Source organism: Lentzea sp. HUAS12 (genome assembly GCF_024125735.1).
In the GTDB taxonomy this organism is placed as follows: Bacteria; Actinomycetota; Actinomycetes; order Mycobacteriales; family Pseudonocardiaceae; genus Lentzea; species Lentzea albida.
The window spans coordinates 2,458,752-2,474,634 of sequence record NZ_CP099738.1 but is presented as its reverse complement, the minus strand read 5'-3'; the positions used below and the strand labels follow the sequence as shown (position 1 = coordinate 2,474,634).

Genomic DNA, 15,883 nt, shown 5'->3' with positions numbered 1-15,883 from the left:
CGTCGAAGGCCGCCCGGATCTCCGCACGCCGCGGGCGCCCCGTCGTTCGACGGCCCGACGAATCGAATTCGTCGATCTGACAGGGGTTCCAGGCTCTCCGCCTTGACGACGGCGGGACGTCCTGCCAGCTTCGAACCATGTCGCGACCGCTCATCGGTGGGCGGTCACTCCGCCCGGCACTGATCGTCCTCGTCGCCGCCCTGGTCGGAGCCCCGGCAGTGCAGGCCGCTCCCGGCGTGCTGGACCACGCGCACACCGCGGGCCGGGTCACGAAGTTCGGTCAGTACTCGTGGCCGGGCGTCTACTTCGAGGGCAGGTTCCGCGGCACCGGTGTCGGCATCGCGCTCAACGACGCGGCGAGCTACTACGACGTGCAGGTCGACGGGCGTACCGTCGCGACCCTGGCCAAGCCCGGCCGGATCACCTACCGCGTGCGGAACCTCGCCAACGCCGAGCACCGCGTGAGAATCGTGAAGAGGTCCGAAAGTCCTTGGGCGGCAGGCGAGTTCGGCGGGTTCATCGGCGCCGTGCTGCCCAAGCCACCCGCTCGCAGCCGGCAGATCGAGTTCATCGGAGACTCGCTGACCGCGGGCTACGGCAACCTGTCGACCACGCGCGACTGCTCCGCGAACGGCGGCATAGACCTGAACACCAACGCAGATCTGACCTTCGGCGCGCTCACCGCACGTGCGCTCGGCGCGGACTACCAGATCAACGCGTTCTCCGGCCGCGGGATGGTGCGCAACTACAACGGTGGTGAGCCCGGTACGAGCTACCGCTCCTACTACGACCGGGCGCTGCTGAACGTCGACGGTGACGTGTGGCAGAACCCCGGAACCTGGCGGCCTCAACTGGTCGTGATCGGGCTCGGCACCAACGACTTCTCCACCGCGCTGCGACCCGGAGAGCAGTGGCCAACGCCGGAAAGCCTGGTGGCGGCGTACAAATCCGCCTACCACGGATTCCTGGACGAGCTGCGTGCCCGGTACGGCCCCCGCACGACGATCGTCGTCAGCGTGCCGGAGGCGACCGGCGCCTTCGCCGACGCGGTCCGGCAGGTCGCGCAGGAGCGAGACGACAGCCGCGTCCGCTACTGGAACTACGCCGATCCCGCGCTGGACCGGCTCGGCTGCGACTGGCACTTCTCCCAGCGGGACCACCGGCTGATCTCCGCGCTGCTGACCGACTACATCGCGAGGCTGAGGCCGGACTGGTGACAGCACGGCGTTCTCGTCCTACCTCGACGCGGCGGAAAACGGGCACATTGACAAGCGACAGAGAATTGTCGGTCTGGTAGCGGAACAATCGCTTGACAATGGCCCAAGATTCTCCACTCGTCCGTGTAACGCGTCCCGCTGACAAACCGAGCCAGGTTCCGGCTAAACTCTTGACTTGTCATCGGACCGGTCTTCCGGATCGTGGCCTGCCCGTGATCGTACTCCTCAAACGTCAGTCGTTCGGTGTGCCTGAGCAGGTGGAACAGTATCCCTGCTAACACGGAGCAAGTCTTGCGCGATGTTCCTCGGACACATCATTCTGAACTTCTGGTGGTGTGCGAACTTGACGGCCGGGGGGCTCCGACCATGCCGAAGGACAGTGAATTAAGATCACAATCCGACGTCCGGCCGGACTCCTTTCACGATCTTGAGGTGTACCAGCCCGCGCTCGGAAAGCACCTCGAACGGTTGCGCAGGGACTCCGGTTTCGCCCGCGAAGAGGCCGCGAGCATGATCGGCGTCAGCACCGACACCTTGCGTTCGTTCGAGGACGCCACCTGGCGCCCGTCGATGACCCGCGTGGTGCGACTCGCGAAGCTGTACGGAACGCATCCGCTGCAGGTTCTGGCGGATGTCACCAAGAGCATCCGGCCGCAGACGCCGAAATCCGATCAGGTGTTGCACGGGTTGTTGTTCTTCTGCGGCGTGACCCCTGAACAGGTGGACAGCAGCGACGATCCGGCCGCCGAGGTCGAGTCACCGTTCGCCGGCGAGCCACTCGGCGACGTCCTGAGGCACCTGCGCAGCGATCACCCGCTGAGGTTGCGCGGCGGCATGGCGATTCGCCGTGAGTACGAGACCGGCATCAGCATTCGCGCGCTCAGCGAGAAGCACGGACTGGCGTTCGGGACCGTGCGCGCGCTCCTCGTGGAGGCGGGCACCGAGCTGCGCGGTCAGGGCGGAGCCCACACCGGCGGTAGGTGAGGTGCCCGTGCCGGATCGTGGCGATGTCGTCGAGAACCGCGCCGAGGGAGTCCGCGGCACCGTCGTGCAGGCCGGGACGATCACCGGAGACCTGCACGTCCACGAGCGCGCTCGCGTGCCGACCCCGCGCCAACTGCCCGCTCCTCCCGCGCTGTTCACCGGCCGTGCGGACGAGTTGGCGGAACTGGAGGCCGCGTTGCGGGCGGCTCATGCCGCCCGGCCCGCGATCTTCGTGCTGACCGGGCCCGCCGGTGTGGGCAAGACCGCGCTCCTGCTCCAGTGGGCGAGTTCGCTGGACGTGCCGGACGGCCAGTTGTTCGTGGATCTCAACGGCTTCAGCCTCGACGAGCCGATGGATCCGGAGGCGGCACTCGGTTCGTTCCTGCGCGCGTTGGGCACACCGCCTGACGAGGTGCCCGTGCGCCTATCCGAGCAGGCGGCGCTGTACCGGTCGCTGACCGCGGACAAGGCCCTGCTGGTCGTCCTGGACAACGCCTTCTCCGCCGCGCAGGCGAGAGTGCTGTTCCCGGCGTCACCGGCGAGTGTCGTGGTCGTCAGCAGCCGGAGCAGACTCACCGGGCTCGTCAGCGACGGCGCCCACCTGGTCGAGGTGGGACCGCTTCCGCCCGCGGCCGCCGTGTCCATGCTGACGGCGACGGTCGGCGAGGTCCGGGTCGCGAAGGAGAGGAAGCGGTCGGAGGACCTGATGGCGTTGTGCGGGGGCATGCCCATCGCCATCCGGGTCGCTGCCGCGCGGCTGCTGCTCCGGTCGCGGTGGCCGGTGCGCAGGATGTACGACGAACTCGCGGCCGAGCAGTCCAGACTGGCGAGGCTCACCTCCTCGGGGGAGTTGTCGGTGCAGGCGTGTTTCGATCTTTCGTACAAGGCGCTCGCGCCCGCCGCGGCGGCGCTGTACCGCCGGCTGAGCGTGCATCCGGACGGTGAGTTCGGCGCCGAGGTCGCCTCCGCGGTGGTGGGCGGGAACGCGGAGGCGCTCCTGGACTCGTTGCTGGAGGCGAGTTTGATCGAGGAGTGCGGTGCCGAGAGGCACCGGTTCCACAACCTACTGAGATTGCACGCCCAGCAGCGCCTCGTGCTCGAAGAGCCCGAGGAGGAGGTGTCGGCGACCCTCCGGCGCATCGCGGAGTGGTATCTCGCGACAGCGCGGAAGGCGGACGAGGTCCTCACCCCGTACCGCAAGCGCACTCCCTACGTGCACTCGGTGCCACCGCGGGAGGTGCGTTCGTTCGACGGACGCGACGAGGCGCTGGCGTGGCTCGAACTGGAGCGGCCGAACCTGATCGCCGTCGGCAAGGCGGTGCTGCAGCGGGGATTCGCTGAACTCGCGTGGCACCTGGCGGATGTTCTCTGGCCACTTTTCCTGCTGCACAAGCATTATCGTGACCGGCTGGTCGTGGACGAGCTCGGTGTCGAGGCGGCGCGGCGGTGGGGCCAGGCGTTCGCCGAGGCGGACATGCGCAAGAGACTCGGCCGGGCCTACACGATCGCGGGCAGGTACGACGAGGCCGAAGGCGAGTACGAGACGTCGATGCGGCTGTGGTCCGAGATCGGTGACCACCGCGCACTGTGCGACACCGGCAGGAGTGCTGCGCGCCTGCACTGGGACAGAGGGCGGCTCGCAGACGCCCGCGCGCAGTACGAACGAGTCGCCGCGGCAGCGGAGGAACTCGGCGCACCGCGGCTCGTCGGGCTGACGCTGGTCAACCTCGGACTCGTCCTGCTCGATCTCGGCAGGCCGCTGGAGGCCGTTCCCCGGCTGGACCGGGCGCGGCGAATCCTCGCGGAGGCGGCCGACTCCGACCCCTACAACGCCGCGCGGGCAGTGATCGCGTCAGCGGTGGCGTTGTGCCGCACCGGTTCCCTCGCCGCCGCCGAGGGGGCGGCGGCAGAGGGCCTGCGGGCGATGACCTCGCTCGGCTCGGTCAACGGCCAGGCCGAGGCGCGGCTGGCCCTCGGCGAGATCGCGGGTCTGGAGGGAGACGTGGGCCGTGCGCGTGCCCACTACCAGTCGGCCGAAGACGCGTTCCGGTCGCTGGGCTCGTCCATGGCAGACGTCGCACGGCAACGGCTGGTCGCGCTGGACTGACCGGCACGGACCCATCGGTGGTAGACCTCCGCGATCAGCCCCGTGCGCGTGCGAGCGGTGCACACCCTGGTCTGCCGCGCCTCGAACACGGAATCCCCGGTCGGCAACTCCACGACGATCAGCGTGAGACCGGGCAGTTGGGCGAACACCCCGAGCGCCCAACCGAGGTCCACGCGGGGTGCGACGATCCGGATGACGTCCGCCAGGGCACAGGCCCGGGGGAGGTGGCCGTCGACCGCGTCCAGCACGACGGGGTCCGGCATCACGGCCGGCGCCAGTCGTGCGGCACGGGCACCGGGGCAAGGGCGCGGTGCGATCCCGGCTGGGACAGCCCGAGCAGCCGGTAGAAGGCCCGCCGCAGGTTGCCCGCAGCAAGAGCGGGCCGGGAGGACACCGCCGGCGCGACGGCCGCCGCGGCTCGGGCGCCGGCCCGGAGTTGTGCCGGCATCGGCTGGTCCAGCCGCAGCCGCGGCGCCAGCCCTGCCAGCACGGACTGGGGCGCTGTGTCCGCCACCGCGAGGTGGGGCGGGGAGTCCACGAGCAGAACGGGCTTGCCGATCGCCGCCGCGTAGGTCGCCGTGGAACCGTGGTCCCCGAGAACGTGGTCGGCGGCCACGAGCACCGCCCGCCAGTCGAGGTCCGGTGGGAACACCAGCAGCCCGGCGTCGACGCAGTCGGACAGCCAGGCCCGCACCTGTCGCGGACCGTGCCCGAACCACACGGCGGGGTGAACGAGCACCGCTGTGCGGAAGCGGTCCGGTGTCAGTTCGGTCAGCAACCGCGGCAGCAGTTCGAGGTGCATGCCGAACAACGAGGTCGCGCCCCAGGTGGACGCCACGACGACGAGTTCCTGCTCCGGCGTGACGCCCAGCGCCTCGCGGTAGGAGTCGCGGCACGGGATGCTGGCGACGAGCCGGTCGTAGCAGAGGTCCCCGATCACCTCCGCCACGCCGACGGCCTCCGGGCACTGTTCCCTCAGCACGTCGAGCTGCTTCTCGTGCGACAACACGACCAACCGCGCCACGGGGTTCCCGTTGTGCAGCAGGCGCTGGCTGTCGAGGCCGTAGGGACGTGTCGTCCCGGAGACCACCTTGCCCTTCGCGTACCCCGCTCCGTGCGGCATCACCACGACCGGTGCGTGCAGCTGGTTCAGCGAGCCGTACGCGCAGGCCAGGGCCAGGTCGAAACTCTGCCGCCTGGCCTGCTCCCACGGCAGCACCACCCCTCCGGCCGCCCGCAGGAAGTCGGACACGCCGTTGCTGAACGCGTCGGGCGCCTGCGTCCACACCACCTGCACGCGCCAGTCGGACTCCAGCAGTTCGACCGCTTCGAGCAACCGCTCGCAGCTGGTGACCGTGTGTCCGACGGCGAGCACCGTGCGGCAGTCCTGCCGCGTGACGCGTCGTGCCGCGTTGATCCCCACGGGAACGTCCAGCCACTCCGTTGCGCCCATGCCTGACCTGCTTTCCAGATCGAAGAGAAATTCGAGAGCTGGAGGAGAGCATCCGGGTGACATTTGCCAGTGAGCTTGCAGTTCGATTGCAGAAACGTTCCTCGTCGTTGGCGATCGCCGTTAGGATTTCTGACGGGAGGGGGGAGGTGGCTTTGTGGTGTTCACGATCCTCGGGCCTACCACTCTGCGCGTGGGTACGCGATCCGCGGACCTCGGCGCGTTGAAACAGCGTGCTTTGCTGACCGTGCTGCTGCTCAACGTTGCTCGTCCGGTAGCGGTGGAGACGCTGGTCAAGGTCCTCTGGCCGGATCGGGAGCGGGTCAGTGCGCGCAAGAACCTGCAGGTGCAGATCTGCAGAATGAGAAAAGCGCTTGTCAATTCCGGCGTCCAGTTCCGGGTTCGCAGGGAGGGCGACGCATATCGTCTCGACCTCGATTCTGATCTTGTCGACTACCACCGCTTCGGGCGCCTGGTGGCCGCCGGGCGGGCCGCGAACTCGGGCGGTGATCATTCACGGGCGAAGCGACTTCTTTTCGAGGCCATCGGCCTGTGGGGTGGAATTCCGCTCGCGGACGTCCGTGGCGATTGGGGGAGGGAAAAGCGCTCCGCCATGGTGGCCAACGACCTGTTGCGGGCGTACCACGCGTTGTTCGAAGCTCAGCTCAGGCTGTCCGAGCACGCCGAGGTCCTGGACCGACTCGTGCCCCTGAGCGAGCAGCACCCCCTGGACGAGACACTGGCCCGGTTCCGGATGCTGGCGATGGAGGGGTTGGGCGACCGCAACGGCGCGACGGCCTTCTACGTGCGGTTCCGGCGGCTTCTGTTCAGCGAGTACGGCAACCCGCCGGCACTCGAACTGGAACGCCTCTACAGCAGGATGCTCGAAACGCCGCAAGCAGACGTCCGGGCGGCCGGCCCGACACCGCCGGCGTACGACTTCCCGAGAGTGCGCGGGCTCTTCACCGGACGGGTGGCGTTGCTCGACCGGCTGGACGCGTTCCTGGACGCGCGGACGTACGCGCATCCGCCCGCCGTGGTGCTGCACGGCATGCCCGCCGTGGGCAAGACCAGATTGGCGGTCCACTGGGCGAACGAGCACGGCGAGCACTTCGCGGGCGGCAGGGTGCTGCTGGACATGAGGGGCTACGGACCTGACGAGCCGCTCACCGCCGACAACGCGCTGTCGCTGCTCCTCGAGCGGCTCGGAGTGCCCGTGGACCACATCCCGATCGCCGCCGAGCACCGATCGCGGGCACTGCGCAGGGCGTTGGCCGGGGGAGGGGTGCTGCTGGTGCTGGACAACGTGCGCGACGCCGAGCAGGTGCGGTCTCTGCTGGACGCGGCGGGGGAGGCGTTCGTCCTGTTGACGAGCAGGGACCGGCTGCCGGAACTCGTGATCAACGAAGGAGCCTACGCAGTCGCCGTGCCGGAACTCCCGCACGCCGAGTGCGTCGACCTCCTGAAGGGCATGATCGGCCAGGACCGCGCGGCACAGGACAGGCGCGGGCTCGACGAGCTCGTGGTCCTGTCCGGAGGACTGCCCCTCGCGCTGAAGATCATCGGGCAGCACGTCGCGGACCGTCCACTGGAGACGCTCACGGAACTCGCGGGGCAGTTCCGGGCGCACCGCACGCTCATCTCGGGACACGAGGAGGCGCAGAGCCTGGACGCGGTCTTCTCCTGGTCCTACCAGGCGCTCGCGCCGGACACCGCACGGGTCTTCCGAGCCGTCGGGCTGCATCCTGGACCTCGCCTGCACGGGGACAGCGCCGCCGCCCTCGCCGGTATCACGCCCACCTGGGCGAACCGGTGCCTCAGGCTCCTCGCCAGGGTGCATCTGCTGGACCACGACATCGCCGACCGGTATCGGTTCCACGACCTGCTCCACCAGTACGCGGCCGAACGCGCCCACGAGATCGACGCGCCGGGGGAGCGGCGCCAGGCAGTCGAGCGGTTGCTGACCTGGTACACGGAGACGGCCATGGAGGTGTTCACCGTGCTGTCCCCGCAGAGCCCGCGCGTGCCGCCGCTGCCCGCCTCGTGCGTCGTGGTGGATCGCATGATCTTCTCCTCCGACGAGGCGGCGTTGGAGTGGTGTGCGATCGAGCGGGAGAACATCGTCGCCGTCACGCGACTCGCGGCCGACAGCGGGTTCCACGAGTACGCCTGGCGGCTGCCCGCGGCGTTGCACGAGGTCTCCGAGAGATCGGGGTACCACGACGACATGCTCGCTTGCCACGAGATCGCGCTGGAGTCCGCGAAAGCCACCGGCGACGGTGAGGCCGAGATGGGCACGAGGAACAACTTGGGGTTGTTGTACCTCAACGTGCACCGGATCGACGACGCCTACCGGCAGTTCGCGGTGAACCTCGCGATGGCGAGGCGGACCTGCTTCGAGTGGTGCGAAGCGGTGAGCCTCAACAACATCGGCATCATCCACTTCGAACGCGGCGACGACCGCACGGCGCTCCGGTACTACCGGGAGTCGCTCCCGATCCACCGCCGGCTCGGGTTGCACGAGGGTGAGGCCTACCAGTTCCACCGCATCGGCATGGCCCTGCACCGGCTGGGTGAGTTCGCCGAAGCGCGAGCGTCCTATGTGGAGGCTTTGAGGATCCGGTTGGAGATCGGGCACGTGCGCGGGCAGGGCGCGACCCTCACCGCGCTCGCCGCGTTGCACCAGGAACTGGGCGAGCCGGAGATCGGGCTCGAGTACTGCCTCCAGGGACTGCGGGCGCACCGAACCACCGGGGACCGCGTGGAGACCTGCAAGGCGCAGTGCACCCGAGCGGCCATCGAGTACGACCTCGGCATGCTGGACGAGGCGCGGGAGCACGCCGGTCAGGCGGCCGCCCTCGCTGAGGAGCTGCACGAACTCCACACAGCCGTGAAGTCGCTTCACCTGACCGGGCACCTGCTCACCGCTCTGGGTGACCCGGAGGCAGCTGTCGCCGCGTGGATGAGGGCACTGGACCTATGTCCGTCGTCCGAGGGACTCCTGCGGGACACGCTCCGCGAGCACCTGGGCCTGAAGATCGACTGAACGGCCGCATCGCCGAGATCCGAACGGCGGAACGGCCAGCTCAAGCAGCTGAATCCGGCACCCCCGACGGAGGGGCAGCACAAGCACGCCCCTACGATCATCCGCGTGAATTCCAACCTCAAAGCGACCATGAGCGCTCAGGGCGAGACCATCTTCTGGCCCTGGTGGATCAAGTGCGGTCACTCCCTGTGACGTGAGTGCCCTGTCGGTTGACCTGACAGGGCCTGTCGGTCCGGCGTGGAGCCGGTCGGCAAGCCGAGTTGAGGCGATGTGTCCCGCAGTGCCTGCCTCGTCGTTGTGAAGACCCGCCGGCATGCAGCTCGCCCTGTGTCACTCCGCTGAGCTGGGAATCCCAGGAGACGCGCGGGATCGCGAACTGTTCGACGTGGTGCCCGCTTCCGGCGGGCACCACGCGGCGGTGCACTTACGGTCGTCCCTATTGCTTCAGTGTTAGCTGAAAAAAATCATCGACGACGGTCCTTCACGAAGATCGCCAACTGCTTGCCCCCGCCATGAACGCGACGGTCGACGTCGAACAGCGTGGTCGCCTTCACCAGGTCGCTGAGCTTGGCGAAGCCGTACGTGCGGGAGTCGAAGTCGGGCCGCTGCTTGGTGATGATGCTGCCGACGGCGGACAGCAACGCCCACCCGTCCTCGTCGGACGCGGCCTCGACGGCGTTGCGCAGCAGGTTGACCAGGGCGGCGTCGCCCTTGAGCTGGGCGGCGGAGACCGAGGGCCTCCTCTCCAGCGGCGCCTGCTCGGGCGCCGAGTCCTCCGGGTGGGCGAGGTTCTCGACGTAGATGAACTTGTCGCAGGCCGCCACGAACGGCTTGGGCGTCTTGCGCTCGCCGAATCCGTAGACGGTGAGGCCCGACTCCCGCAGGCGGGCGGCGAGGCGGGTGAAGTCCGAGTCGCTCGAGACGATGCAGAAGCCGTCGAAGCGGTCCGAGTAGAGCAGGTCCATCGCGTCGATGACCATCGCGGCATCTGTCGCGTTCTTGCCCGTCGTGTACGCGAACTGCTGGATGGGCTGGATCGACTGGGCCAGCAGGTGGTCCTTCCAGCCCTTGAGGTTCGTGCCGGTCCAGTCGCCGTAGGCGCGTTTGACGTGGGCGGTGCCGTACTTCGCGATCTCGGCCAGCAGTGCCTCGGTGATCGAGGGCTGGGCGTTGTCCGCGTCGATGAGCACGGCTAGCTTCACGGCGTTGTCATTGGCTGTGGCCACGGCCGGATCGTACGGGGCGGGTGCGCGGCGGACTGTCCGACACGATCGTCCAAAGCGGCGCGAACGTCGTGGCGGAGCACTACGGTGGTGTCAGAAAAGGCGCACGTGAGAGAGGCGGAACCGGGCGTGACGTCCTGGGTCGAAGTGATCAACTATGTCCGGCTGCGCTACGAGGTGCTGGAGGAGACGGACGCCTGGCTGCGCTTCCGCCTCGACACGGACGGCGAACGCACCCAGCAGGTCTCCGTGCACCACATCGCGGACGGGGACGGCACGGCGTGGGTGGAGATCTCCTCCCCGGTCGGCCGTGCCTCCGAGGTGGACCTCCTGCGGTTCCTCGAACTGGCCGGCGAGTCCCAGGTGGGCGGGGCGGCCGTGGTGGACGGGGTCGCGCTGCTCAAGCACGTGGCACCGCTGGAGGACCTGAGCGTGCGCGAGGAGTTCGAACGGCCGTTGCAGCTGCTGGTCGGCCGTGCGGACGTCGTCGAGCATGAGCTGACGAGCGCCGACGACTTCTAGTCGCGGAGGCCGCGGCCGGGGTCGGGCAGCCCGTGGTGGCCCGCGGTGAACGAGCGCATCGTGCGCGATGGGTGTGAGGCGGTGGCGTTGAGCGGCGGGCTGGGTGGCCCGCCGTCGTCGCACACGGCCGCGTTGTGGCTGGCGTTCGCACGGGGCCGACGGCTCGTGCCTGGTACCGCGCGCACAACGGGAGCGTGGTCGCCGCCTACCTGGAGCACCGCGGGCTCGCCGAGGCGGAGAACGAGCCGGAGCGGTTGTTCCTGAACGTCATCCTGTGCCGGGTGCTCCACACCCACGCGCTGGTGGCGGCGCCGCGGTCAGTTCTGCTGCCGTTGATCCACCGCGCCTTCCCGCCGGGCTAAGGCGTTCCGAGCTTCGTCGGTGGTGTGAGCACGCGCTCGCCGCCGATGACCGTCACCGCGACCGGCCGCTGCGGTCCGAGCACCGGGGTCGCCTGGGTCCAGCACCGCAGCAGGTGCCGGCACAGCCTGGCCTCCACCTCGACGGCGGCGGCCGCGGCGTGCAGGAGGTCCTGCGTCCTGGCCGGGTGCGCGGACAGGTGGTCGCGGCACAGCGCCAGCTCGCGGGTCCACCTCTCCTCGGCGGCTTCCCGGACCTCCTGCGGTGCGGGGTGCGGGAGGCCCAGCCGGTGCAGGCCGGCGGCGAGTTTCCGCTCGGACAGCAGGGAGAGCGCGGCCGATGCCGCCCGGTGGCCGGCGGCGGTGGCCGTGTCCGCGTTGCTCATCACGCGCATCGTGTTGTGCGCGGCCACCGCGACGGTGGGCACGCGTTCGACGGCGGTCAGCGACCTCGCGGTGAGGAGCTCGCCGATCTGCGCGGCGGTCGCCTTGGTCTCGATGAACGAGTGGAGCGCGGTGTGGCCCGTCCTCACCAGGCTGATGAGGTGGTCGCCGATCCGTGCGGGTGAGGCCGTGTCGCCGCCCGCCGCGCGGACCGCCGGCGTGGTCATCCCACGCAGTGCCGCCGTCCAGTGCCTGCTGAGTTCCGCCCGCCAGCGCAGGACCTCGGGGTGCTCGTTGGGTTCCGGTGCGAAGCCGTCCTCGAGCGCGATCCAGAGCGCCAGCTGGAAGTCCGCGCCCTCCGGGTCGTCGACGGCCGGTGGTGGCGGGTTCTGGCCGACGTCGAGCAGAGCGGCGATGACGCCGGCGCTCAGCGGTCCGCGGGCGGTGGGCAACAGCATGAGCGCCTCCGACGGGTGATCCACAATCCCGTGATCAGCTACCCGCCCCCGGAGGGTCCAAACCCGTGGGAACGGATTGCTTCGGAACGGTTTCGCGCGCTGTGCCGATTGAGACGCGAACTGGCGGGTAAGCGCTTTCGTGCTAGGTTCGGATGAGAGTGACATCACTCGAAACGGAGCAGCCCATGCCGGTGCTTTGGGGTGTGTCGTTCGATGCCACGGCCATGTCCGGCGTGGTGGTCGAATTCCTCAAAACCGCCAAATCCTTCACCGACCGCGGTTATCGGGTCCACCTCGACCTCGGGTACGACATCAAGGCCGACAAAGGCCGTTTCTTCCAGGAATACCGGCACGAACGGGTGCCGGAGTGGGTGGTGCTCGACCGCGTCGACGGCGTGGCGGGCATTGCCGGGTACGACCGGGAATTCGTGGCGGCGACGCTGGAATCGGTGCGCCGGGACGAGTCGCCGGACACCGATCGGGTCACCGCCGCACTGGCCGACGCGATCGTGCGGACCTGGGAGGACAGGGGCGTCGAGCTCGTCATGGTCGAGAACGGCACTCTTCCCGAGAACGTCGCCTACACGAAAGCGCTCTACGAGGCCATTGCGACCTATGGCGCGAGACATGATCTTGGCCGATATGTGCTGTGGCGTGATCACGACCTGATGTGGCAGAGCGAGCCCGCCAAGTACGGCAGCTTCCCCTACCCGGCGACGCCGCCGATGGTGAACTCGCCGCACATCCACTACTTCGCGCTGCACGAGGAGGCGAGGCGGCGCACGCTGGAGTGGATGCCGCACCTGCGCAACCTGGACGTGCTGCCGAACACCTTCACCCCGCCGAGCCGTCCCGGCCGGCCGGATTTCCGCGAGCACCACGGCATCGCGCCGGACGCGAGGCTGATCGCCCGGTGCACCCGGATCATCCCGCAGAAGCGCATCGACCGGGACCTGCACCTGCTGGCCCGGTTGCCGGGCACCTGCCTGTTCGTCGCCGGCGACACCGAGGAGGACCCGGCCGAGACCGCGAGGCTGCGGGCGCTGGCGGAGGAGCTCGACGTCAACGTTGTCTTCGGTGGTGTGCTGGAGCCGTGCGAGTCGGCCGGGCCGGGTTTCTCGGTGCGGGACCTGCTGGCGCACGCGGACGTCGTGTCGTTCCTGACGTCGTACGACTACGAGAGCTACGGCAACCCCATCGGGGAGGCGATCGCGGCCGGCGTGCCGTACATCGCGAGCCGCTACGCCCTCTACGACACGGTGTACGCGGGCTTCGAGGCGCCGGTGCTCGAGATCCTCGACCACGACCTGCCGACGGCGGAGTTCGCACGGCAGGTGCACGAGCTCATGACGAACGCGGAGAGGCGGGCGGAAGTGGTGGCGCACAACCGGCAGCTCGGCACGCAGACCCGTGAGGAGGCGGACCACCTGGTGAGCACGTTGTTCCCGCCGGCGATGGGGGCGGAGGTCCGGGCCAGCGTCGTGCTGCCGGTGCTGAACGAGGCCGCGAACATCGAGGCGGTGCTGCTGTCCCTGCGCGATCAGGAGGACGTCGACCCCGGCACGTACGAGATCGTGCTGGTGGACAACAACTCGACGGACGCCACGGTCGAGATCGCGCGCAGGTTCGCCGAGACCTCACCGGTCGACATCCACGTGATCAGCGAACGCGAGCAGGGTGTGGCGTGCGCGCGCAGGGCGGGCATGGAGTTCGCGGTGCGCCGCAGCCGCCACCGCAAGGACCCCGGCGAGCGGTTCTACCTGCTGTCGGCCGACGCGGACTGCCGGGTGGACAAGCGGTGGATCACCGAACTGCTGGCGGTGATGGACGAGGACAAGGCCGCGATCGGTGTGTGCGACTACTACTACAACGCCGAGCACTTCGTCGGCAGGCCACGGCTGTGGGACGCCATCCAGCGCACGTTGCGCTGTCGCGCGGTGACGTTCTCGCTGTTCGGCGGCTTCCCGGACGGCAAGGGCTTCGCCGTCGAACGGGACGCGTACGAGGACGTCGGCGGCATCGAGATCTTCTACCAGCTGCAGAACGGGCGGTTCGTGAACCACCTGTCCGACGACTGGGACTTCGGCATCCGGGTCCGCGGCTCCGGCCACGACATCGCCTACGCGCCGAAGTCGAGGGTCGAGATCAACCCGCGCCGCGTCAACCACGCGATCGACGAGGTGATCACCGGCCGCGCGTACGGCAGCGACGGCATCATCGTCATGCGCGACATCCGGCCGGAGGCGCCGGAGACACCGCAGACCGCCGACCTCACCGAGGCCGAGGCGGTGCAGGCGTGGGAGTTCTCCATCAAGGACTTCACGCCGAAGAACACGATCCTGCCGGTGCTGCTCACGCCGTCGTTCCTGGACGAGGACGCGGTGGTCGAGTTCTTCGGCGAGGACCTGGCGGCACGGCTCGGCGCGCGGATCGCGGAGATCAAGGCCGAGATGAGCGTCGTCGACTTCGTCCCGATCCACTCCTACAAGACGCCGACGTACCGGCTCTACCTCGAGTTCCGCGACGAGATCTTCGCCAGGCTGCGCGCCACCGTCGGCGAGGACGTCGGCTTCCCGCCGTCGTTGCCGGAGTGCTTCGCCGACGTGCCGGAAGCGCGGTTCGCCGAGTTCGTGAAGTACTACTGCGAGGACCGGGAGTCGGGGGAGGCGCACAACTACTTCGGCAATGGAGGCGTGTTCTGATGACCCGTGTTCTGACGGACTCCGAACCGAGGGTGTGGGCCGCGCTGCAGGAACCGGCCAACGCGCACCTGCTCGACTACGTCACCGAGGACCCGTTCGGCGCGCACGTGTTCCCCGGCAACGTGCCCGGCTACGGCGTCGACGACTTCCTCGGCGACCTGAGCGACCAGCTCGCCACCACGGCGCCGATCCACCTCTGGTCCTACATCCCCACCTGCGCCTACAAGTGCCGCTTCTGCCAGTACCCGGTCGTGCTGGTCAAGGGCGGGCGCAACGAGGAGAAGCTCTCGCAGTGGGTCGACTGGAACATCCGCGAGGCGCGGCTGTGGCTGCGGCGGGTGCCGGAGCTCGCGAACGCCCCCGTCGGCGAGTTCAACGTCTTCGGCGGCACCCCGTCGTTGTTGCCGGAGAGGGACATCCGGCGACTGCTCGACTTCTACCGGGAGAACTTCGGGTTCACCGCCGACACCACGATCCGCTTCGAGGGCGACCCGAGCACGTTCACGCCGGCGAAGCTCGAGACGCTGCGGGAACTGGGCTGCACCAAGCTCTCCAGCGGCGTGCAGTCGTTCGACGACCACGTGCTGCGCGAGTGCGGCCGCGAGCACTCGTCGCAGATGTGCGTCGACTTCGTGCGCAACGCGCAGGCCGCGGGCTTCGAGTGGATCAGCATCGACCTCATGTACGGGCTGCTGGACCAGACCGTCGACAGCGTCCGGCGCGACCTCGACGTGGTGCTGGAGAACGAGGTCACGGCCGTGGTGTGCACCAAGCTGCACCTCAAGTCGTACGCGGAGACCAGGACCGGGGTGGCGGGGGAGCAGCCGGCGCCGTGGCAGTTGCCGCAGTACCGCGAGAAGCTGGTGCGGGACGGGCACTTCTGGCCGGCGTTGCAGGAGCAGTACCTGATGCGCGAGGTGCTGACGGACGGCCTGCGGGCCGCGGGCTACACCGAGCACCCCACGATGTACTTCGCCCGCGACGGCCTCGGTCCGGAGAAGTGGAAGTCCATCATGGTGGACCAGGACAAGCAGGAGGCCGAGGTCGCGATCGGCCTGGGCGGCAGTTCGAGCTGCCGCACCTCGGAGGCGATCACCGACGTGAACTGGAAGAACTACGCCCAGGCCGTCGACGAGGGCAGGGTGCCGCTCGGCTCGGCGACCGGGTTCGACGCCACCGCACGGGAGGCGCGGGCGGTGAAGATGGCGCTGTCGACGTTGCAGCCGGTGCGCGACGACCTGCACCGGGCGCGGTTCGGCAGGTCGCTGCACGACAGCCCGTGGCGCGAGAAGTTCGCCTCCCTGGCCGGACGCGGGCTCGTCTCCGTCGACGACGGGGGAGTGGCGCTGACCGAGGACGGCGAGGTGCTGGTGGAGGCGATCATCAACACGGAGCTGTGACCGGGGACCTTGACTGGGGGCCGGTACTGGC

Annotated in this window: 12 protein-coding genes; 8 read left to right on the top strand and 4 right to left on the bottom strand. The window is 69.0% G+C overall.

The annotated features are described in order from the left end of the window. The first annotated feature begins 137 nt into the window (after window positions 1-137). From ND450_RS10885 to ND450_RS10875, 3 genes are all read left to right on the top strand, one after another. On the top strand, window positions 138-1,217 hold the full coding sequence (locus ND450_RS10885; protein ID WP_253326013.1) for an SGNH/GDSL hydrolase family protein: 1,080 nt from the start codon (window positions 138-140) through the stop codon (window positions 1,215-1,217). 366 nt (window positions 1,218-1,583) lie between these two features. Then, on the top strand, window positions 1,584-2,201 hold the full coding sequence (locus tag ND450_RS10880) for a helix-turn-helix domain-containing protein (protein ID WP_253326012.1): 618 nt from the start codon (window positions 1,584-1,586) through the stop codon (window positions 2,199-2,201). Between the two features lie 7 nt (window positions 2,202-2,208). Further along, the gene (locus ND450_RS10875; RefSeq protein ID WP_253326011.1) at window positions 2,209-4,308 is read left to right on the top strand and encodes a tetratricopeptide repeat protein; all 2,100 of its coding nucleotides are present in this window, start codon (window positions 2,209-2,211) and stop codon (window positions 4,306-4,308) included. On the opposite strand, the gene ND450_RS10870 is transcribed toward ND450_RS10875, so the two are convergent. Together ND450_RS10870 and ND450_RS10865 are read right to left on the bottom strand one after the other, a co-directional pair. Further along, entirely contained in the window at window positions 4,224-4,574 is a 351-nt protein-coding gene (locus ND450_RS10870) for a hypothetical protein (protein WP_253326010.1), read from the bottom strand. The genes ND450_RS10875 and ND450_RS10870 overlap by 85 nt on opposite strands. Continuing rightward, window positions 4,571-5,761 carry a hypothetical protein gene (locus tag ND450_RS10865; RefSeq protein WP_253326009.1) on the bottom strand — a complete coding sequence of 397 codons (1,191 nt, stop codon included), beginning with the start codon at window positions 5,759-5,761 and terminating at the stop codon, window positions 4,571-4,573. Before ND450_RS10865 ends, ND450_RS10870 begins: the two co-directional genes overlap by 4 nt. A gap of 190 nt (window positions 5,762-5,951) precedes the next feature. Between ND450_RS10865 and ND450_RS10860 the strand changes: the two genes are divergently transcribed. After that, entirely contained in the window at window positions 5,952-8,804 is a 2,853-nt protein-coding gene (locus ND450_RS10860) for a BTAD domain-containing putative transcriptional regulator (RefSeq protein ID WP_253326008.1), read from the top strand. 464 nt (window positions 8,805-9,268) lie between these two features. On the opposite strand, the gene ND450_RS10855 is transcribed toward ND450_RS10860, so the two are convergent. Beyond that, window positions 9,269-10,030, bottom strand: a complete 762-nt coding sequence (locus ND450_RS10855) for an NYN domain-containing protein (protein WP_253326007.1) — start codon at window positions 10,028-10,030, stop codon at window positions 9,269-9,271. A 126-nt stretch (window positions 10,031-10,156) separates the two neighbouring features. Here ND450_RS10855 and ND450_RS10850 point away from each other — a divergent pair, with 126 nt between their 5' ends. After that, window positions 10,157-10,549, top strand: a complete 393-nt coding sequence (locus ND450_RS10850; RefSeq protein ID WP_253327897.1) for a hypothetical protein — start codon at window positions 10,157-10,159, stop codon at window positions 10,547-10,549. A gap of 134 nt (window positions 10,550-10,683) precedes the next feature. Further along, complete coding sequence (locus tag ND450_RS10845) at window positions 10,684-10,911, top strand: hypothetical protein (RefSeq protein WP_253326006.1); 228 nt, start codon at window positions 10,684-10,686, stop codon at window positions 10,909-10,911. On the opposite strand, the gene ND450_RS10840 is transcribed toward ND450_RS10845, so the two are convergent. Further along, on the bottom strand, window positions 10,908-11,750 hold the full coding sequence (locus ND450_RS10840) for a hypothetical protein (RefSeq protein WP_253326005.1): 843 nt from the start codon (window positions 11,748-11,750) through the stop codon (window positions 10,908-10,910). The genes ND450_RS10845 and ND450_RS10840 overlap by 4 nt on opposite strands. Window positions 11,751-11,935: 185 nt before the next feature. Between ND450_RS10840 and ND450_RS10835 the strand changes: the two genes are divergently transcribed. Next, on the top strand, window positions 11,936-14,452 hold the full coding sequence (locus ND450_RS10835) for a glycosyltransferase (RefSeq protein ID WP_253326004.1): 2,517 nt from the start codon (window positions 11,936-11,938) through the stop codon (window positions 14,450-14,452). Then, window positions 14,452-15,852 (top strand): radical SAM protein, encoded by a 1,401-nt coding sequence (locus ND450_RS10830; protein WP_253326003.1) that lies wholly within the window; start codon window positions 14,452-14,454, stop codon window positions 15,850-15,852. Before ND450_RS10835 ends, ND450_RS10830 begins: the two co-directional genes overlap by 1 nt. Window positions 15,853-15,883: the final 31 nt, after the last annotated feature.

Coding starts and splice junctions, on each gene's coding strand:
- ND450_RS10835 (WP_253326004.1), top strand. CDS start 11,936: ATGCCGGTGCTTTGGGGTGTGTCGTTCGATGCCACGGCCATGTCCGGC.
- ND450_RS10880 (WP_253326012.1), top strand. CDS start 1,584: ATGCCGAAGGACAGTGAATTAAGATCACAATCCGACGTCCGGCCGGAC.
- ND450_RS10885 (WP_253326013.1), top strand. CDS start 138: ATGTCGCGACCGCTCATCGGTGGGCGGTCACTCCGCCCGGCACTGATC.
- ND450_RS10840 (WP_253326005.1), bottom strand. CDS start 11,750: ATGCTGTTGCCCACCGCCCGCGGACCGCTGAGCGCCGGCGTCATCGCC.
- ND450_RS10830 (WP_253326003.1), top strand. CDS start 14,452: ATGACCCGTGTTCTGACGGACTCCGAACCGAGGGTGTGGGCCGCGCTG.
- ND450_RS10865 (WP_253326009.1), bottom strand. CDS start 5,761: ATGGGCGCAACGGAGTGGCTGGACGTTCCCGTGGGGATCAACGCGGCA.